Source organism: Anaerobacillus sp. 63XJN7_4_ISO-PGPR-S23-413 (genome assembly GCF_056173725.1).
The window spans coordinates 1,806,799-1,827,742 of record NZ_CM149688.1; the positions used below are offsets into that span (position 1 = coordinate 1,806,799).

At 41.7% G+C, this 20,944-nt stretch carries 20 protein-coding genes; all 20 read left to right on the forward strand.

Features of this window, described 5'->3' with window-relative positions; all coding sequences use genetic code 11:
* The first annotated feature begins 253 nt into the window (after positions 1-253).
* The 20 genes from rpsB (at position 254) to rpsO (ending at position 20,902) form a co-directional block, all read left to right on the forward strand.
* On the forward strand, positions 254-985 hold the full coding sequence (gene rpsB / locus AC0VYO_RS09785; RefSeq protein WP_098443375.1) for a 30S ribosomal protein S2: 732 nt from the start codon (positions 254-256) through the stop codon (positions 983-985).
* Between the two features lie 100 nt (positions 986-1,085).
* Entirely contained in the window at positions 1,086-1,967 is an 882-nt protein-coding gene (gene tsf / locus AC0VYO_RS09790; protein ID WP_430242671.1) for a translation elongation factor Ts, read from the forward strand.
* 73 nt (positions 1,968-2,040) lie between these two features.
* Positions 2,041-2,766, forward strand: a complete 726-nt coding sequence (gene pyrH, locus AC0VYO_RS09795) for a UMP kinase (protein WP_194221419.1) — start codon at positions 2,041-2,043, stop codon at positions 2,764-2,766.
* A gap of 1 nt (position 2,767) precedes the next feature.
* Entirely contained in the window at positions 2,768-3,325 is a 558-nt protein-coding gene (frr, locus tag AC0VYO_RS09800) for a ribosome recycling factor (RefSeq protein ID WP_194221420.1), read from the forward strand.
* A 91-nt stretch (positions 3,326-3,416) separates the two neighbouring features.
* The gene (locus tag AC0VYO_RS09805; RefSeq protein ID WP_194221421.1) at positions 3,417-4,184 is read left to right on the forward strand and encodes an isoprenyl transferase; all 768 of its coding nucleotides are present in this window, start codon (positions 3,417-3,419) and stop codon (positions 4,182-4,184) included.
* A gap of 21 nt (positions 4,185-4,205) precedes the next feature.
* Positions 4,206-5,012 carry a phosphatidate cytidylyltransferase gene (locus tag AC0VYO_RS09810; protein ID WP_194221422.1) on the forward strand — a complete coding sequence of 269 codons (807 nt, stop codon included), beginning with the start codon at positions 4,206-4,208 and terminating at the stop codon, positions 5,010-5,012.
* Between the two features lie 31 nt (positions 5,013-5,043).
* Complete coding sequence (dxr, locus tag AC0VYO_RS09815; protein WP_475368916.1) at positions 5,044-6,192, forward strand: 1-deoxy-D-xylulose-5-phosphate reductoisomerase; 1,149 nt, start codon at positions 5,044-5,046, stop codon at positions 6,190-6,192.
* 15 nt (positions 6,193-6,207) lie between these two features.
* Entirely contained in the window at positions 6,208-7,461 is a 1,254-nt protein-coding gene (rseP, locus tag AC0VYO_RS09820; protein ID WP_475368917.1) for an RIP metalloprotease RseP, read from the forward strand.
* Between the two features lie 42 nt (positions 7,462-7,503).
* Positions 7,504-9,123, forward strand: coding sequence for a proline--tRNA ligase (locus tag AC0VYO_RS09825; RefSeq protein ID WP_475368918.1), 1,620 nt, complete (start codon positions 7,504-7,506; stop codon positions 9,121-9,123).
* A gap of 80 nt (positions 9,124-9,203) precedes the next feature.
* The gene (locus AC0VYO_RS09830; protein ID WP_194221426.1) at positions 9,204-13,493 is read left to right on the forward strand and encodes a PolC-type DNA polymerase III; all 4,290 of its coding nucleotides are present in this window, start codon (positions 9,204-9,206) and stop codon (positions 13,491-13,493) included.
* 158 nt (positions 13,494-13,651) lie between these two features.
* Entirely contained in the window at positions 13,652-14,122 is a 471-nt protein-coding gene (gene rimP / locus AC0VYO_RS09835; protein ID WP_430242657.1) for a ribosome maturation factor RimP, read from the forward strand.
* Positions 14,123-14,141: 19 nt separating this feature from the next.
* Positions 14,142-15,251 carry a transcription termination factor NusA gene (nusA, locus tag AC0VYO_RS09840; RefSeq protein WP_475368919.1) on the forward strand — a complete coding sequence of 370 codons (1,110 nt, stop codon included), beginning with the start codon at positions 14,142-14,144 and terminating at the stop codon, positions 15,249-15,251.
* A 24-nt stretch (positions 15,252-15,275) separates the two neighbouring features.
* On the forward strand, positions 15,276-15,539 hold the full coding sequence (rnpM, locus tag AC0VYO_RS09845) for an RNase P modulator RnpM (protein WP_475368920.1): 264 nt from the start codon (positions 15,276-15,278) through the stop codon (positions 15,537-15,539).
* Positions 15,540-15,845, forward strand: a complete 306-nt coding sequence (locus tag AC0VYO_RS09850) for a YlxQ family RNA-binding protein (protein WP_194221429.1) — start codon at positions 15,540-15,542, stop codon at positions 15,843-15,845.
* A 15-nt stretch (positions 15,846-15,860) separates the two neighbouring features.
* Entirely contained in the window at positions 15,861-17,945 is a 2,085-nt protein-coding gene (gene infB, locus AC0VYO_RS09855; protein WP_475368921.1) for a translation initiation factor IF-2, read from the forward strand.
* Complete coding sequence (locus AC0VYO_RS09860) at positions 17,942-18,217, forward strand: DUF503 domain-containing protein (protein ID WP_226612841.1); 276 nt, start codon at positions 17,942-17,944, stop codon at positions 18,215-18,217. The genes infB and AC0VYO_RS09860 overlap by 4 nt, the downstream gene beginning before the upstream one ends.
* Before the next feature lie 20 nt (positions 18,218-18,237).
* Entirely contained in the window at positions 18,238-18,588 is a 351-nt protein-coding gene (gene rbfA, locus AC0VYO_RS09865) for a 30S ribosome-binding factor RbfA (RefSeq protein ID WP_098443391.1), read from the forward strand.
* Between the two features lie 65 nt (positions 18,589-18,653).
* Positions 18,654-19,550, forward strand: a complete 897-nt coding sequence (truB, locus tag AC0VYO_RS09870) for a tRNA pseudouridine(55) synthase TruB (protein WP_475368922.1) — start codon at positions 18,654-18,656, stop codon at positions 19,548-19,550.
* A gap of 18 nt (positions 19,551-19,568) precedes the next feature.
* A complete protein-coding gene (gene ribF / locus AC0VYO_RS09875; protein ID WP_475368923.1) occupies positions 19,569-20,501 on the forward strand; it encodes a bifunctional riboflavin kinase/FAD synthetase in 933 nt (310 codons plus the stop codon).
* A gap of 131 nt (positions 20,502-20,632) precedes the next feature.
* Entirely contained in the window at positions 20,633-20,902 is a 270-nt protein-coding gene (gene rpsO, locus AC0VYO_RS09880) for a 30S ribosomal protein S15 (protein ID WP_048309782.1), read from the forward strand.
* Positions 20,903-20,944 lie beyond the last annotated feature (42 nt).

Here is a 20,944-nt window from a genome sequence, read left to right on the forward strand (position 1 = left end):
GTTGCCGATTTCAACAGTCCTTTTGCAAACGATGGAGTTGAATCCTAACCGTTTAAGCGTACTGTGAGAGTGAGTTTGTGTAGGTATTCATGGAATTTAAGATTTAAACTTGCGACTTGTCACTTGATATGATATATTAATCAACGGTGTTAATCACACACGCTTGTTGATTTGGAAAGTGGTGCTGCAGACGCAGTTTTTTCCGAAATAGATGCAAGCGGAGGATAAAAAAACCATTAGGAGGAACACAATCATGGCAGTAATCTCTATGAAACAGCTTCTTGAAGCTGGGGTACACTTCGGTCATCAGACTCGTCGTTGGAACCCGAAAATGAAACCTTATATCTTCACTGAAAGAAACGGTATCTACATTATCGATCTTCAAAAAACAGTGAAGAAAGTCGAAGAAGCTTATAACTTCGTTCGTGACATCGCTCAGGACGGTGGTAAAGTTCTTTTCGTAGGTACAAAAAAGCAAGCGCAAGATTCCGTTAAGGATGAAGCGATCCGTGCTGGTCAATACTACATCAACCAACGCTGGTTGGGTGGAACGCTTACGAACTTTGAAACTATTCAAAAGCGTATTAACCGCCTGAAGAGCCTTGAGAAGATGCAAGAAGACGGTACTTTTGAAGTACTACCTAAGAAAGAAGTTATGCTTCTTAAAAAAGAAATGGATCGCCTTGAAAGATTCCTTGGTGGTATTAAAGATATGAACGGCGTTCCAGACGCAATGTTCGTAATCGACCCTCGTAAAGAGCGTATTGCTATTGCTGAGGCTCGTAAGCTTAATATCCCAATCGTTGCGATCGTGGATACAAACTGTGATCCAGATGAGATCGACTATATTATCCCTGGTAACGACGATGCAATCCGCGCTGTGAAACTTCTTACTGCTAAAATGGCTGACGCTGTTATCGAAGTTAGCAAAGTAGAAGAAGAAGCAGAAGTTGAAGCGGTAGAAACTGAAGAAACATCTGTATAAGAACACAAAGGGGTGATAAAGGGGAACTCTAACCCCTTTATCACCTTTTTTTAACCCAAAAGGGTATGATTACATATCATAATTCAAGGAGGAATTACTAATGGCAGTAACAGCTCAAATGGTAAAAGAATTGCGTGCACAAACTGGTGCAGGTATGATGGATTGCAAAAAAGCTCTAACAGAAAACGACGGTGACATGGACAAAGCAATCGACTGGCTTCGTGAGAAAGGTATTTCTAAAGCAGCTAAGAAAGCTGACCGCGTAGCAGCTGAAGGTCTTGCAACGATCGCTGTTGAAGGTAACAAAGCAGTAATTGCTGAAATTAACTCTGAAACTGACTTCGTTTCAAAGAACGAAAGCTTTATTTCACTAATCAATGATATTTCGCATCACCTCCTTAGTACGAATCCTGAGTCTGTGGACGCAGCTCTTGAAAGCAAAATGGAAAACGGACAAACCGTTACTGAATTCATTAACGACAAAATTGCTAAAATCGGCGAGAAGATTTCTCTTCGTCGTTTCCAAATCATTGAGAAAACTGACGCTGACGCATTCGGCGCATACCTACACATGGGTGGACGCATTGGTGTTCTAACACTTCTTGAAGGCACAACTGACGAAGAAGTTGCGAAGGACGTTGCTATGCACACTGCAGCAGTTAACCCTCGTTTCGTATCTCGTGATGCTGTTCCAACTGAAGAAGTTGAACGCGAGCGCGAAGTATTGAAGCAACAGGCTCTTAACGAAGGTAAGCCAGAGAAAATTGTTGAGAAAATGGTAGAAGGCCGTATCAACAAATTCTTCGAAGAAATTTCTCTAGTTGATCAGCCGTTTGTTAAAGACACTGATCAAAAAGTTGGTAAGTACGTTGAATCTAAAGGCGCTACTGTAAAAGGCTTCATCCGCTACGAAGTTGGCGAAGGCATGGAGAAACGTGAAGATAACTTCGCTGAAGAAGTTATGTCTCAAGTGAAGAAGTAAAACAATGATAGGGAACACGTTGTGTTCCCTATTTTTCAAGAACAAATACTGATAAACATGCTGGAGGGTTAAAATGAGCGGAGCCAAGTATGAACGCGTTGTGTTAAAATTAAGCGGAGAAGCTTTGTCGGGTGGAGAAGGTCAAGGGATTTCACCGACAATCGTACAGTCAATCGCATCTCAAGTGAAAGAAATTCACGAAATGGGTGTGGAAGTGGCTGTCGTCGTTGGCGGAGGAAACATCTGGCGTGGTAAAGTAGGCAGTGAGATGGGAATGGACCGTGCTACTGCTGATTATATGGGGATGCTTGCAACAGTTATGAATTCACTAGCTATGCAGGATAGCCTTGAGAATATTGGAGTTGAAACACGTGTTCAAACTTCAATCGAAATGAGACAGGTAGCTGAGCCATATATTCGTCGTAAAGCGATTCGACACCTTGAGAAAAAACGCGTTGTCATTTTTGCGGCTGGTACGGGTAATCCATACTTCTCAACAGATACGACTGCTGCATTGCGTGCGGCAGAAATTGAAGCAGATGTTATTTTAATGGCGAAGAACAACGTAGACGGAGTTTACACAGCCGATCCTACAGTTGACGCTACTGCGAAGAAGTATGACACCCTTTCTTACCTTGATGTACTTAAGGAAGGCTTAGCTGTAATGGACTCCACAGCTTCTTCACTTTGTATGGATAATGACATTCCACTTGTTGTCTTTTCCATTATGGAAGAAGGAAACATTAAGCGCGCCATTTGCGGCGAAGAAATTGGAACAGTTGTAAAGGGGAGAAATTAAGATGACGAAAGAAATCTTGAAAAACGCTGAAGAACGTATGCAGAATGGAATTTCAAGCTTGAAGCGTGAGCTAGCAACACTAAGAGCTGGAAGAGCAAATGCTTCTCTACTTGATAAAATTCAAGTTGACTACTACGGTGCTCCAACACCAGTTAACCAGCTTGCTGGTATTTCTGTTCCGGAAGCACGTATGCTACTAATCCAACCTTATGATAAGACTTCAATCGGCGAGATCGAAAAAGCAATTCTTAAATCAGATCTTGGCTTAACACCTTCAAATGATGGGAATGTTATTCGTCTAACGATTCCAGCTCTAACAGAAGAGCGTCGTAAAGATCTTGTGAAACTCGTTAAGAAGTATGCGGAAGAAGGCAAAGTCGTGCTTCGCAACATTCGCCGCGATGCAAATGATGAGTTAAAGAAACAAGAAAAAGATGGCGATATTACAGAAGACGAGCTTCGCCGTGGCAACGACGATGTCCAAAAGCTTACTGACAAGTATGTAGCTGAAGCTGACAGTGTTGCGACTGATAAAGAAAAAGAAATCATGGAAGTCTAATTCAATAACATGTAAAATAAGATAATAAAAGGACCCTCTTTTCCCACAGGGGGTTTTTTTGTTAAGTAAGTGACACAATGGAGGATTTGCAATGCTTGGGAAGTTCTCGAACTGGATGAGAAAGAATGAAGATGAGGAACATTTAGAAATTAACACATCTGCAAATATCCCAGGACATATTGCGATCATTATGGATGGCAATGGACGCTGGGCGAAGAAGCGAGGTCTCCCGCGTGTGGCTGGCCACCGTGAAGGCGTTAAGGTTGTAAAGAAAATCGTAAGAAAGGCGAATGATCTGGGTGTTCAATATTTAACCCTGTATGCCTTTTCGACCGAGAATTGGAAACGACCAAAGGAAGAAGTAGACTTTTTAATGAAGCTCCCTGAGCAATTTCTACTTAGCCACCTGCCAGAATTGATCGAGCAGAACGTTCAAGTTAGAATTATGGGAGAACGAGAACAGCTGCCCCCCCATACGTTCAAAGCCATAAGCAAGGCAGTGAAAGAGACGAAAGACAATACCGGACTCATTCTTAACTTCGCGCTTAACTATGGTAGTCGTCATGAAATGAAAACAGCGATGCAGCGGTTATTAAGTGATGTAAGAAAGGGGATACTGACGGAAGAAGAGATTACGGAAGAGAAGATTTCTTCGTATTTACTCAGTAGCCAGTACCCGGACCCGGATTTATTAATAAGGACAAGCGGAGAAATTCGCTTAAGTAACTTTATGCTCTGGCAGTTAGCTTATACTGAACTTTGGTTTACGGAAGTTCTTTGGCCTGATTTTACAGAGCACCATTTTATTGAGGCCGTACAGGAATACCAGCGAAGAGGAAGACGTTACGGCGGGGTGTAAGTGTAGGAGGACATTAACGTAATGAAACAACGTGTTATTACGGGTGTGATTTTTGGCGCCCTTTTGTTAGGAATGATTATTGTAGGAGACTGGCCATTTATCATTTTGATGGCGCTTGTTGCCACTGTTGGAATGGTCGAACTGTTACTAATGAAGAAAATCACATTGGTTTCACTTCCTGGATTACTTGCTATCGTCGGAACGTGGATTCTTGTTATGCCTGACGACTGGATTGCGTCATTGACGTCGTCTGTATTCACCAAGATTGACCTCTTGTTCTTCGGCTTGCTTATTTTGCTTGCTATGACTGTCCTTACGAAGAATAAGTATAGTTTTGATGAAAGTTCATTTATTATGATGGCTTCGTTATATGTCGGTCTAGGTTTCTATTATTTTACAGCGACACGGTACCTGGGAGAAAATAATTTAGATGGTATGATTCATTTATTTTTCATTATTTTTCTTATATGGGCGTCTGACTCTGGCGCATATTTTGTAGGACGATCGCTCGGAAGGAAAAAGCTATGGCCTCATATATCTCCGAACAAAACGGTTGAAGGTGCAGTTGGCGGCGTTGTAATGGCAGTTCTTGTTGGCGTTGTTTTTCAATTGATTTATCCGGTGTATGATTCCATGATAGTTGTTTTGATCGTCTCCGTTCTAACTTCTGTTTTTGGACAGATAGGTGACCTTGTTGAATCAGCATTCAAGCGTCATTACGGAGTGAAGGATTCAGGCAGTATCTTGCCAGGGCACGGAGGGATACTTGATCGATTTGATAGTCTAATATTCGTTCTCCCTCTTCTGCATTTACTTAACCTGGTTTGATGAAACAGAGTAGATTGGAGGAACGGGTCGTTTGAAGAAAATAAGCTTATTGGGAGCATCTGGTTCTATCGGTATTCAGACTCTCGACATTGTGAGAATGCACCCTGACATGTTTTCTCTTGTAGCTGTTTCAGTAGGGAAAAATGTTCAAAAAGCGGTGGAAATAGCAGAGGAATTTAAGCCAAAGCTATTATCTGTTCAAAAGAAAGAAGATGCTGACTCGCTCAGAAGAACAACTTCAAGAAAGACAAAGATTGTCTATGGAGATGAAGGATTGCTAGAAGTAGCCTGTCATCACGATTCAACCGTTCTTGTAAATGCTATTCTCGGCAGTATCGGACTTTCTCCGACCCTTTCAGCGATTGAACAGGGAAAAACGATTGCTATTGCAAATAAAGAAACGCTTGTAACTGCTGGGCATCTCGTAACAGAGGCAGCCAAACGACATGGATCTGCCCTTCTGCCAGTAGATAGCGAACATTCAGCATTGTTTCAATGCTTGAATGGTGAAAAACAAGATCAAATGGAGCGCCTCATTCTTACAGCATCAGGTGGAAGCTTCCGTGATAAAACACGTGAAGAACTTGTAGGAGTTAGTGTGAATGATGCCTTAAATCATCCGAACTGGTCCATGGGTGCTAAGATTACCATTGATTCAGCTACAATGATGAACAAAGGCCTTGAAGTGATTGAAGCGCACTGGCTGTTTGGAACACCTTATGATCAGATTGATGTATTGCTTCATAAAGAAAGTATTATTCACTCGATGGTAGAGTACATAGACGGTAGTGTCATGGCCCATCTAGGTACTCCGGATATGCGAATTCCAATTCAGTATGCACTTAGCTATCCTGATCGACTTGAAATCAGAAATGCAAAACGGTTAAACTTATGGGAAGTTGGTAAGTTACATTTTGAGAAGGTTGATTACGACCGCTTCCGCGCATTAAAGTTAGCTTATGAAGCTGGCCGCGCCGGTGGTTCACTCCCAGCCGTCATGAATGCGGCAAACGAAACGGCCGTTGCAGCATTTCTGGAGGGAAAGATCGATTTCTTAACGATCGAAGAGCTCGTAGAACAGGCGATGGAAAACCACAGTATCGTTCAAAATGCATCGCTTGAAGAAATTCTTGCTGTAGATTCTGAAACAAGATTACGAGTTCAGTCATTAATTAAATAAAGGTGGTAAGTGGATATGAATACTGTGATTTCGATCATTATCATATTCGGAGCACTTGTCTTTTTCCATGAATTGGGTCACTTGCTCCTGGCAAAACGTGCAGGAATCTTGTGCCGAGAATTCGCCATAGGCTTCGGACCGAAAATTTTCACAATCAAGAAAGGTGAGACGGTTTACACGATCAGACTTCTGCCGCTCGGTGGATTTGTTCGAATGGCCGGCGAAGATCCTGAAATGATTGAATTGAAACCTGGACAGCGTGTTGGGCTTCTGTTTAATGATCAGAATAAAGTTGAAAAGGTTGTTATCAATCAAAAATCAGCTTACCCTAATTTAAAAGAAGTAACGGTTGAAGAAGCCGACCTTGAGCGTGGGCTTTATATTAAAGGATACGAAGACGAAGATGAACCAGCTACGGTATTCTCAATTGATGAAACATCTCATTATGTGATGGATGGATCTGAGTTTCAGATTGCGCCGTTTGATCGTCAATTCGGTTCAAAGTCGCTTTGGGACCGTTTCCTGGCCATTTTTGCTGGCCCAGTTATGAACTTTTTACTTGCGATTGTTATTTTCATCACGCTAGGCTTATTACAAGGGACGCCAACGAGCCAGGTTAACGAAGTCGTTGAAGGCAGTCCAGCTGAGCAAGCCGGTATGATGAATGGTGATGTTATTACTGAAATTAATGGGACTGAAATAACAGGCTGGAATAAGATGACGTCTATTATTCAGGATAACGCAAATAATCAACTAGGATTTAAAGTAGATCGTGAAGGTGAATCGGTCTCTTTATCCATTACTCCAGAAAAACAAGAGCTTTCTGAAAATCAATCTGTTGGTCGTATTGGGGTTTCCCCAGAATATCAAGTGGATTTCTTAGACTCTATCGTTTTTGGTTTTACATCAACGTATGAATTCGGAAAGGCCATATTCGTAGGACTTGGCCAGCTTGTAACGGGGCAGCTTTCCATCGATGCTTTCTCAGGACCTGTAGGAATTTATAGTTACACAGAAGAAGCTGCATCTGGAGGGCTCTATGTTCTCATGAGATGGGCTGGTTTCTTAAGTATTAACCTTGGTATTTTTAACTTATTGCCACTTCCTGCACTTGATGGAGGAAGACTACTATTCATCGGTGTGGAAGCGTTACGTGGCAAGCCAATTGATCCGCAAAAGGAAAGCTTAGTTCACTTTATTGGCTTTTCGTTTCTCATGTTACTCATGCTAGTAGTGACATGGAATGATATCCAACGCTTCTTCCTATAGGAGCCACGGGACCCGTTTTAAGAATGAAATGAGGTGCAGTAGATGAAACAATCTAAATATTTTAATCCAACCCTTCGAGATAATCCAGCTGATGCCGAAATTAAAAGTCATCAGCTCCTTGTCAGAGCGGGTTTTATACGTCAAAATGCTTCAGGTATTTATTCATACCTACCATTAGGAAAGAAAGTACTAATGAAAATTGAAGAAGTCATTCGAAAAGAGCTTGATGAAACTGGTGCACAGGAATTATTAATGCCAGCGATTCAACCTGCTGAGCTATGGCAGGAAACGGGGCGATGGGACGTTTACGGTCCTGAGCTAATGAGACTAAAGGATCGCCACGGTAGACCTTTTGCTCTCGGTGCTACTCACGAGGAGTTAATTACAAGTCTTGTTCGCGATGAGTTGAAATCATACAAGCAATTGCCGGTGACTCTTTATCAGATTCAAACAAAGTATCGTGATGAGCGTCGTCCACGCTTTGGTTTGCTTCGAGGAAGAGAGTTTATTATGAAAGATGCCTACTCTTTCCATTCTTCTGAAGAACAGCTTGATGAAGCCTACAATAATATGCATAGTGCTTATAGTCGAATCTTTAGTACCCTGGGCTTGAATTTTCGTCCTGTTGTGGCTGATTCGGGTGCAATGGGTGGTAAAGATACAGAAGAATTTATGGCATTATCTAGCGTTGGGGAAGATACGATCGCATATAGTGATTCTTCAGATTACGCTGCCAATATTGAAATGGCAGAAGTTCATGTAGCGTATGAGAAATCGGACGAGCCAGAGGCACCTTTAACTAAAGGGGAAGGCGAGGCTTCGTTAGAACGCCATATCCGTACTTCTCTTATCAAGGTAGAAGATGAGACCGTTCTTGTTCTTGTAAGAGGGGATCATGAATTAAATGACATCAAGGTTAAGCACCTATTCGCAACGGACATCGTAGAAGTCTTGAATGAAGAAGTTGATGTGAAAGAATTTAACGGCAAGGTTATTGCAGACAATGCAGTTAAAGCCATCGTCAACGGATCAATTAGTGGTAAACATGCTTATCAGAATGTTAATCCAGATCGAGACCTTTCCATTACAAGTTATGAAGACCTTCGTTTTATTCAAGAAGGAGATCCTTCTCCAGATGGCAATGGAACGATTGTTTTTGCGGAAGGCATTGAAATTGGCCAGGTGTTTAAGTTAGGAACAAAATATAGTGAAACAATGGGCGCTTCTTATCTTGATGAAGGCGGGAAAGCTAAGCCTATTATGATGGGTTGTTATGGGATCGGCGTTTCACGAACGCTTGCCGCGATCGCTGAGCAAAATGCAGATGACAATGGGCTGAAATGGCCTCTTGCTGTAACACCATTTCATGTTCACTTGATTACAATCAACGTGAAAGATGCTGATCAAACAGCTCTATCAGATCGTCTATATGAATCTCTACAGAATGAGCGTTATGATGTTCTTTACGATGATCGAAAAGAGCGTGCAGGTGTGAAGTTTAAAGATGCGGATCTCGTCGGTCTTCCATTACGCGTAATCGTTGGTAAGAAAGCAAACGATGAGATCGTGGAAGTGAAGCGAAGAGATACTGGAGAGTCAATTGAAGTATCAGTTGATAACTTGAACGAGACAATCCAGCAGCTTTTAACACAAATGAACTAAAATTGTGGATAGGTGCCAGTGGTACCTTCCACCTTTTTTTTCGTTACCTTTACGCATTTTTAAGAAGGAGGAACAATTGAATGGACCAGGATTTAAACATAAGAAAAGAACGTCTCCAACTGCTCCTTCAACAAATATCGATTCCTGATAAATTCGTTGATTATTTTAGAGATGGGTACATTTCGAAATTAACTGTATACAAAGAAACGAGAAAATGGCATTTTGATTTTCATTTTCCAGACGTTCTTCCGTTTCATGTATATGAACTATTTCGCAGTCGTCTGCAAGATGGATTAAAGCACATCGCTACAGTGACTTACGGAATCTCCACAGATAGTGGAGGAAATGAAGAATTAGCAATGGCATACTGGGACAATGTCGCTGAACTGATGAAAGAGCATTCGGCATCCCTAACAGCTGTATTGAAAAGTCAAACGCCTAAAATAAGTGGAAATAAGCTTATTGTAACGGTTCGTAATGAAACGGAAGCTGCAATCGCAAGACGAAAGCTATCTGGTCCTTTGTCAGAATGTTATACGCACGCTGGATTTCCGAAGTACATGCTTGAAGTAGAAGTTAAGGCTTCTGAACAGGATTATCAAAAATTTGTTGAACAAAAACAACAAGAAGATCAATCTAAAATGATGGAAGCCTTGATCGAAAAAGAAAAGGCAGATAAATCTTCAAGTAAAAACGTTCCAGATTCTCTTGTCATTGGTTACAAGATCAAAGAAGATCCAGTACCAATCGAAACTATTCAGGACGAAGAACGACGCATTGCTGTTCAAGGTTATGTCTTCCATGCTGAAACGAAAGAGCTTAGAAGTGGACGAACGCTATTAACGTTTAAAATAACGGACTACACGGATTCAATCCTTGTGAAAATGTTCTCCCGCGATAAAGAAGATGTTCCGATTTTAGAAGCAGTAAGAAAAGGAATCTGGGTGAAAGTACGCGGTGGGATCCAGAATGATACGTTTGTACGCGATCTTGTTATGATCGGAAACGACTTAACTGAAATCAAACCTGATTTACGAGTAGATGAGGCGCCTGAGGATGAAAAGCGTATCGAGCTACATGCTCACACGCAAATGAGTCAAATGGACTCCGTCAGTTCAACAGGGGAACTGATTACACAAGCAGCTAAATGGGGACATCCCGCTATCGCCATTACGGATCATAATGTTGTACAGTCATTTCCCGATGCATATGCAGCAGGACAAAAGAACGGTATAAAGGTTATCTATGGTTTAGAAGCAGACCTTGTGGATGATGGGGTACCGATGGCATACAATGAAGCTGATCGTGACCTTGAAACGGGTACTTACATTGTTTTTGACGTGGAAACAACCGGACTTTCGGCTGTTTATAATAAAATTATCGAGTTAGCAGCAGTGAAATTGAAAGATGGAGAAATCGTTGATAAGTTTGAGCGATTTGCTAATCCGCATCATCCTCTTTCCTCAACAACCATTGAACTAACGGGGATTACGGACGATATGGTCATGAACGCCCCTGAAATTGAAGACGTCTTAAAAGACTTCCACGAATTCATGGGAGATGACATTCTTGTTGCTCACAATGCTAGCTTTGATATGGGCTTCTTGAATGTAGGGTTACGTAATATTGGGTTAGGAGAAGCAACAAATCCAGTAATTGATACCCTTGAGCTTGCTCGTTTTCTCTATCCAGAAATGCGAAACCATCGCTTAAATACGCTTTGTAAAAAGTTTGATATCGACCTTACTCAGCACCACAGAGCGATTTATGATGCGGAAGCAACAGGGTATTTATTGTGGAAATTGGTGAAAGATGCACTTGAGCGTGAAATTACAAACCATAATATGCTGAATGATAATATGGGGCAAACTGGTTTCCAACGTACGCGTCCATCGCACACGATCATATTGGCGCAAAATGACGTAGGTTTAAAAAACTTGTTCAAGCTCGTTTCCCTTTCTCACATTGATTATTTCTACCGAACTGCACGTATTCCTCGTTCTAAGCTTGAGAAATACCGCGAAGGTCTGCTGATCGGTTCAGGCTGTGACAAGGGTGAAGTTTTTGAAGGGATGATGCAAAAGTCACCTGAAGAAGTAGAGGACATCGCGAAGTTTTATGACTATCTGGAAGTGCAGCCGCCACAAAATTACATGCATTTAATCGAGAAAGAACTTGTTCAAGATGAAATGGCGTTGCGTGAAATTATTGGTAAGATTGTTAAGCTTGGTGAGAAGTTAAATAAGCCAGTCGTCGCTACTGGTAACGTTCATTATCTCGAGCCAGAGGATCATATTTATCGTAAAATTCTTATTAAAGCACAGGCGGGTAACCCATTAAATCGCCAAACGTTACCTCAGGTTCATTTTAGAACGACGAACGAAATGCTTGATTGCTTCCATTTTCTTGGGGCAGATAAAGCGAAGGAAATTGTCGTACAAAAACCACAGCAAGTAGCCGACATGATCGATGACATTAAACCGATCAAAGATGATCTATTCACACCTCGAATTGAAGGTGCCGATGAAGAAATGCGTGAGATGAGCTATAACATGGCTCGAAGCATTTATGGTGATGAACTGCCAACAATAGTGGAAGAGAGACTTGAAAAAGAGCTAAAAAGTATTATTGGTCATGGATTCGCCGTTATCTACTTGATTTCTCATAAGCTAGTTAAGAAGTCACTAAACGACGGCTATCTCGTTGGTTCACGTGGGTCTGTAGGTTCTTCATTTGTTGCCACTATGACTGAAATTACTGAAGTGAACCCATTACCACCTCATTATGTTTGTCCATCTTGTAAGAAGTCACAGTTCTTTGATGACGGTTCTGTAGGATCAGGGTTCGATCTTCCAGACAAATCATGCGAAGATTGCGATGTACCTCTTACAAAAGACGGACATGATATACCGTTTGAGACGTTTCTTGGGTTTAAAGGTGATAAAGTACCCGATATTGATTTGAACTTCTCCGGGGAATATCAGCCGCGTGCCCATAATTATACGAAGGAACTGTTTGGAGAAGACAATGTATTCCGAGCAGGAACAATCGGTACAGTCGCTGAGAAGACGGCGTACGGTTATGTAAAAGGATATATGGGAGACCATGACCTTCACTATCGAGGGGCTGAAATTGATCGTCTCGTGTCGGGGTGCACAGGAGTAAAACGTACCTCTGGGCAGCATCCGGGTGGTATTATCGTAGTACCTGATTATATGGACATCTACGATTTTTCACCTATTCAGTTCCCAGCAGATGATAAAACATCCGCATGGAAAACAACCCATTTTGATTTCCATTCGATCCACGATAATCTGTTGAAGCTTGATATACTTGGGCACGATGATCCTACGGTTATTCGTATGCTTCAAGATTTAAGTGGAATTGATCCGAAAACCATCCCAACAGATGACGCTGAAGTGATGAAGCTCTTTAGTGGAACGGAATCTCTTGGAGTGACACAGGATCAAATTATGTGTAAAACAGGAACTTACGGAATCCCAGAATTCGGAACACGATTCGTTCGTCAAATGCTAGAAGATACGAAACCTAGTACATTTTCTGAGCTCGTTCAGATTTCAGGTCTTTCCCACGGTACTGATGTGTGGTTAGGTAATGCACAGGAATTGATTCAAGCTGGTACTTGTAACCTTAGTGAAGTAATTGGTTGTCGTGATGATATTATGGTTTATTTGATCTACAAAGGCCTTGACCCGTCCCTCGCATTTAAAATTATGGAGTTTGTGCGAAAAGGGAAAGGATTGCAAGAAGAGTGGGTAGCTGAAATGAAGAAACATGATGTGCCAGACTGGTACATTGATTCGTGCTTGAAGATCAAGTATATGTTCCCGAAAGCTCACGCAGCAGCATATGTGTTAATGGCTGTTCGGATCGCTTACTTCAAAGTTCACCATCCAATTCTTTTCTATGCAGCATACTTTACCGTAAGAGCCGATGACTTTGACATTGATACGATGGCGAAAGGATCCAACGCGATTCGCGCAAAAATCGAAGAAATCAATGAAAAGGGACTTGATGCTTCACCGAAAGAGAAAAACCTATTAACCGTGATGGAGATTGCGCTTGAAATGTCAGAACGTGGCCTCCGCATGCAGAAAGTAGATCTTTATCGATCAAAAGCGGCTGAATTCGTAGTCGATGGAGATTCGCTCATTCCTCCATTTAACTCTCTTCCGGGAGTAGGGACGAATGCAGCGATCAATATTGAAAACTCCAAAGAAGCCGGTGAATTTTTATCAAAAGAAGATTTACAGCAGCGAAGCAAGATTTCAAAGACTGTACTTGAGTACTTGGATGATCATGGATGTCTTGAAGGACTTCCAGATGCGAATCAACTTAGCTTATTCTAATGAGGCGCCTTCGCTTCTCTGTTGAATTGGTTATATGAGTATGGTATAGTAATTGTGGAAATACTAGTGAATACACACGCGACGGAAGAGTGGGGCTATCCCACTCTTTCGTTTTCGATTGGGACCCTGCTGTACAGGATCAGAAAGGAGGACAACCAATGAACGAAAATGTGATTACGGTTACTGAAGAACTAGTAAAACCAATAGTAGATGAAATGAACTTGGAACTTGTAGATATAGAATTCACACAAGAAGGCAAGAATTGGTTTCTCCGTGTCTATATCGATTCTCCTCGAGGCGTTGATATTGAGGAGTGCGGGATAATTAGCGAAAAGCTAAGTGAACAGCTTGATAAACAAGATCCAATTACACAACCATACTTCCTTGAAGTTTCTTCACCTGGTGCAGAACGTCCGCTCAAAAAACGTACGGACTTTGAGAAGGCAGTTGGCAAGCAAGTCTATGTTACAACCTATGAACCATTTAATGGTGAAAAGAGCTTTGAAGGTGTACTTTCGGACTTCGATGGAGAAATGGTTGTTATTGATCAGCGAGTGAAAACAAGAATTAAAAAGGTAGAATTACCTTATGAAAAAGTAGCAAGCGCAAGGCTTGCGGTTGTTTTTTAATTAAAGGGGAGAATGAAAAATGAAGAGTAGTGAGTTATTAGATGCGCTAAATATTCTTGAAAAAGAAAAGGGCATCAGCAAGGATATTATCGTTGAGGCGATTGAAGCAGCGCTTATCTCAGCATATAAGCGAAACTTCCATCAGGCGCAAAACGTTAGAGTTGACTTTAATCAGGATACAGGTTCGATCCGAGTATTCGCTCGAAAAGATGTCGTAGAAGAAGTGGAAGATTCTCGTCTTGAGATTTCACTTGAAGATGCGAAAGACATTGATCGCCAATATGAATTAGAAGATATCGTAGAAATTGAAGTAACGCCTCGTAATTTCGGTCGTATCGCAGCTCAAACAGCGAAGCAAGTTGTTACTCAGCGTGTCCGTGAAGCAGAACGTGGGATCATATTTAGCGAATTTATTGAACGCGAAGACGATATCATGACAGGAATTGTTCAGCGTCAGGATCATCGTTTTATTTATGTTGACCTCGGTCGTATCGAAGCACTTCTCCCTGCAGGTGAACAAATGCCGAACGAAACGTATCATTCCCATGATCGTATCAAGGTATATGTGACAAAAGTTGAAAAAACAACCAAAGGGCCACAGGTGATGGTTTCGAGAACTCATCCTGGTCTTCTTAAGCGTTTATTTGAACTTGAAGTACCGGAAATATTCGATGGAACGGTTGAAGTAAAGTCCATTTCTCGAGAAGCCGGGGATCGTTCAAAGATTGCGGTTCACGCAGAAGATCCTGAAGTTGATCCGGTTGGCTCATGTGTAGGACAGCGTGGTCAGCGTGTACAAGCGATTGTCAATGAGCTTAAAGGTGAGAAAATTGATATCGTAAGCTGGTCTGAAGACATAGTTGCATACGTAGCAAATGCACTAAGCCCTTCAAAAGTACTTAAAGTAAATGTAGACGAAGAAAATAAAATGACTCAAGTTATCGTACCTGACTATCAGCTTTCACTTGCAATCGGGAAGCGTGGCCAAAACGCACGTCTTGCTGCGAAGCTGACTGGATGGAAAATCGATATTAAGAGTCAATCTGAAGCGGAAGAGCTTGGCATCTATAGTGCTGATGAAGCTCCTCTATTCGAAGAGAATGACGTGGAAGATTCTGAGCTAGATTAAGCAAGATCAGGAGAGGTGTCCATCGTGCAAAAACGTAAAATTCCGATGCGGAAATGTGTCGCCTGTCAAGAAATGAAGCCTAAAAAAGAGCTTGTTCGAATCGTTCGTTCGCCTGAAGGGGTTATATCGATCGATCAAACGGGTAAAAAGAATGGACGGGGCGCATACCTTTGCAATAAAGAAGAGTGTTTCGTACTTGCTAAGAAGCGAGATTCTTTAGCGGCTCATCTAAAAGCAGAAGTGACGGAAGATATTTATGCTGACCTCGCAGAATCGCGGTCAAATTAAATGAAGAATAAGAATTGGGAGTCACTGTTAGGACTCGCTCAGCGCGCTGGCAAAGTCGTGTCTGGAGAAGAACTTGTGGTGAAGGAAATTCAGCGCAAGAGCGCAAGACTCGTATTAGTTGCGAGCGACGCATCTGATAACACAAGAAAGAAAATAACGGATAAAGCAACTACTTATAAAGTCCCAGTATGTTTTGTAACAGGGCGCTATGAGCTTGGACATGCAATTGGCAAAGTTCAACGAGTCACGATAGCCGTTACTGATGCAGGGTTTGCGAAGAAGCTCCACGCAATGCTCGATCAATAACTCGGGGGTGATCGTATGAGTAAGATGCGAATTCATGAATATGCAAAAGAACATAATACTACTAGTAAGGATGTTATCGAAAAGTTAAAAAGCATGAATATTACGGTAAACAATCATATGTCTGTGATTGATGATCAGGCCATTGATAAGCTTAATAACGATTCGAAACAATCCAAAAAGGGAAGCGACAAAAACAGTATGGAAAATAAAAACAATCGAAACAACCCAAAAGCAAATGCAAATCAAAAGAATAGCAAAAGCGCACCAAATAACCGTCGCGGTGGACGTCGTCCAAACCGCCGTGGAAAAGGACAGCCGCCTAAAAACACGGCTGCTCCAAGAAGACTGCCTTCTAAAGTAACTTTCATTGGTTCATTAACAGTTGGACAGCTTGCTGAAAAGCTAGGTAAAGATGCTTCTGAACTGATCAAGAAGTTAATGGGTCTTGGTGTTATGGCAACCATTAATCAGGAACTAGATAAAGATACAATGGAACTTATCTGTGATGATTATGGTGTAAAAGTGGAAGAAGAAGAGCTATTTGAAGTAACGGATCTTGATAATTACACTAGTGAAGATGAGGACGGAAAGCTTATTGAACGTCCTGCAGTTGTTACAATCATGGGGCACGTTGACCATGGTAAAACAACGCTACTAGACGGAATCCGTGATACAAAAGTAACGCAGGGTGAAGCTGGCGGTATTACGCAGCACATCGGTGCTTACCAGATCGAAGAAAATAACAAAAAAATTACGTTCCTTGATACTCCTGGACACGCTGCATTTACAACAATGCGTGCACGTGGTGCAAAAGTAACAGATATCACGGTTCTAGTTGTTGCAGCTGACGATGGCGTTATGCCACAAACGGTTGAAGCTATTAACCATGCGAAGGCAGCGGAAGTGCCAATTATCGTTGCGGTTAATAAGATGGATAAAGAAGGAGCAAATCCTGATCGCGTGATGCAGGAACTAACAGAGTATGAACTTGTTTCTGAAGCATGGGGCGGAGATACAATTTTCGTTAACCTTTCTGCCATTAAGCGTGAAGGAATTGATAATCTTCTTGAAACGATTCTATTGATTTCTGAAGTAGAAGAATTTAAAGCGAACCCTAATAAGCTTGCTACAGGTACAGTAATTGAAGCACAGCTAGATAAAGGACGCGGGCCAGTTGCAACACTTCTTGTTCAAGAAGGAACGCTTAAAGTTGGTGACCCAGTTGTAGTCGGAAACACATTTGGCCGTGTTCGTGCTATGGTCAACGATCTTGGTAAGCGTGTTGAAACAGCTGCACCTTCTACTCCTGTAGAAGTGACTGGTTTAAGTGATGTACCAAATGCTGGAGATCGCTTTGTAGCATTTGAAGACGAGAAGACAGCACGTCAAGTTGGTGAAGCACGAAATCAGCAGCAAATTGAAGCTCAGCGTAAAGAATCTTCTAAAATGAATTTGGATGATTTATTTGAAAAGATTCAGCAGGGCGATGTGAAAGATATCAACATTATCGTGAAAGCTGACGTACAGGGATCTGTTGAAGCACTTGCTGGCTCACTTCAGAAGATTGAAGTAGAAGGTGTTAAGATCAACATTATTCACACAGCTGTTGGTGCGATCACAGAGTCAGATATTATCCTTGCATCTGCTTCTAATGCGATCATTATCGGATTTAACGTACGTCCAGATTCCAATGCGAAGAAAGTAGCTGATTCTGAGCAAGTAGAAATTCGCTTGCATCGCGTGATCTATACAGCGATTGAAGAGATTGAATCTGCAATGAAAGGAATGCTTGATCCAGTTTATGAAGAAAAAGTGATTGGTCAAGCTGAAGTACGTGAAACGTTTAAAGTTTCTAAAGTAGGTACAATTGCAGGATCTTACGTAACAGAAGGTAAAATCACTCGTAATTCGGGCGTTCGTGTCATCCGTGACGGAATTGTCGTATTCGAAGGTGAAGTGGATACATTGAAACGCTTCAAAGACGACGCGAAAGAAGTGGCAAAAGGGTACGAATGTGGTATTACGCTTGCAAAATTCAATGACGTTAAAGAAGGCGACATCATTGAAGCGTATATTATGGTTGAAGTAAAGCCTAAGTGATTGGATATGTAGAATGTGAATGCATCATTTATGATGCGCAATCCTTGAAGGAAAAAAGATCTGTGCTTCAGTCGGTTATAAGCCGTCTGAAGCATTATAATCTCTCTGTTTCTGAGCTTGACAGCCAGGATTTATGGCAACATACCGTTATTGGTATTGTTACAACGGCTTCAAGCAAAACGGCATGCGAGCGTGAGCTCCAGCGTGCCGTCTCATTGATTGATTCACGTCCTGATATCGAACTCACTCGAGCAACTTATGAGTGGCTTTAGGAAAGAAACGAGGTGTAACGATGAGTAATGTTCGCGCAAATCGTGTTGGTGAACAGATGAAGAAAGAACTTGGTGATATAATCAGCAGGAAGATTAAAGACCCGCGCGTAGGTTTCGTTACAGTAACAGCTGTTGAAGTTACGAATGATCTACAGCAAGCAACGGTATTTATTACTGTCCTTGGTGATGAAGAGAAGAAAGAAGCTACCCTGAATGGTCTTGCGAAAGCAACTGGATTTATTCGTTCTGAAATAGGGAAACGCATTCGTCTTCGCAAAACACCGGAAATCTATTTTGAATTTGATGAATCGATCGATTATGGTAACAAAATTGAACGACTTCTTGCAGATTTAAATCAAGCGGATGAGTAGAAACGAAGGGATAGGCAGGAATGTCTATCCTTTCTCTATGTCATCAGATTGAAAGGAGGAAAACAATGAACGGCATATTACCACTAAAGAAACCAGCTGGAATGACGTCTCATGATTGTGTGGCGGTTACTAGAAAGCTATTAATGACAAAAAAAGTTGGTCATACAGGAACTTTGGATCCAGATGTAACAGGCGTTTTACCACTATGTATCGGCAGAGCAACTAAAGTGGCCCAGTATATGACGGATTTTTCTAAAACGTATGAAGCAGTGATTACACTAGGGTTTTCAACGACGACGGAAGATGCGTCTGGAGAGAAAGTGGAAGAAAAGAAAGTAGACAAACTGCCTTCAACTAACGATATAGAAGAAGCACTTGCTGCGTTTCGAGGTGAGATCGAGCAAGTTCCCCCAATGTATTCTGCTGTCAAAATTAACGGCAAACGACTTTATGAGTATGCTTTTAAAGGAGAAGTGGTGGATCGTCCATCTAGAAAGGTAACGATTCATGACCTAGAGTTAATTGGAGAGGTAACGCTTGAAGACGGAGCGGTCTCTATCCCTGTACGTGCCACGTGTAGTAAGGGGACATATATTCGAACACTTGCGGTTGATATTGGAGAAAAGCTAGGTTTTCCAGCTCACATGTCGTCTCTAATTCGGACAGCGTCCGGCCCATTTAAACTAGAAGAATGTTTGACATTTGATGAGATAAAACAGATGATAGAAGAGGAAACGCTATCTCTTTTTCCTATGGAATACGCTCTTTCTGCTATGCCATCCTTTACTGTTGATTCTGCGCTAGAAGAGAAGCTCCAAAATGGCGCTGTGCTTCCTCAGTTGGAAGAGATGACAGAGAATAGACTTGTTATGTACAATAGGGACGGAGAAGCAATTGCAATCTATCAAAAACATCCTGAGAAGCCGGGCTTAATGAAGCCTGAAAAAGTGTTTTCGAGATGAAGTTAGAAGGTGAAACCGTTGAAAACAATTTATTTATCGCATCCTCATCAGTTAAAATCTGAACATCCTGCCGTCATGGCGCTTGGATATTTTGATGGCATTCATCGCGGCCATCAGAAAGTAATTTCGACTGCGAAAGAAATCGCTGATGATAAAGGCGTAAAGTCAGCAGTTATGACGTTTTATCCCCATCCATCAGTCGTTTTGGGGAAGTCTACACCTCAAACAGAGGCCATTACACCACTTGATGATAAAATTGAGCTTATTGAGCAACTTGGAATTGACGTTCTTTATATCGTGAAATTTGATACAACGATTGCGGGATTAACACCTCAGCAATTTGTTGATGATTATATTATTGCCTTATCAGTTGTTCACGTTGTAGCAGGGTTTGATTTTACATATGGAAGTAAAGGAAGAGGAACGATGGACTCCCTTCCATTTCATGCCCGTAACCAGTTTAGTCAAACGGTGATTGATAAAGTATCTCAACATGACGAGAAAGTAAGCTCTACTTTAATTCGCTCATATATTCGTGAAGGGGCTGTCGAGAACGTGAAAGCCGTTCTTGGTCGGAACTACACGGTGAAGGGCACTGTTGTTCAAGGAGATCAGCGCGGCCGCACAATTGGCTTCCCAACGGCCAACGTCGATCTTAAAGACGAGTATCTCGTGCCAGCTACAGGTGTTTATGCAGTGCGCATGAAAACGGAAGGTAGCTGGATGAGTGGTGTATGCAATGTTGGATACAAACCAACCTTCTATGATGAAAAACCCGATCAGCCGTCACTGGAAGTTCACGTATTTGATTACAGTGGCAATTTGTATGGATCGTCCGTAGAGGTTGAATTCCATCAAAAGATTCGTGGAGAGGTTAAATTCTCTTCTGTTGATGACTTAATTGCCCAAATAGGTCAGGATGCGAAAGATGCAAGAGAAATACTGAAATAGATTTCCCTTGCATTTTAGAACAAAAACCTGTAATCTAATATCTGTACGACAAGTACACAACCTATACTGGGCTATCGAGTCACCGACGTTTGCGCGGTATCAGGGGATTAGAAATTAAGGAGGTGAAACGGATGGCAATCACACAAGAACGTAAGCAAGAGCTTATCACTAAGTTCAAAACTCACGAGAATGATACTGGTTCTCCAGAGGTTCAAATCGCTGTCCTTACTGAGGAAATCAACAATTTGAACGATCATCTACGTTTCCACAAGAAAGACCACCACTCTCGTCGCGGTCTTCTTAAGATGGTTGGTAAACGCCGTAATCTTTTAACGTATCTTCGTAACAAAGACGTTACTCGTTACCGCGAACTTATCAAAGAACTTGGTCTACGTCGATAATGATTCAGAAAAGCGGGATGTTTCCCGCTTTTTTATTAGGTT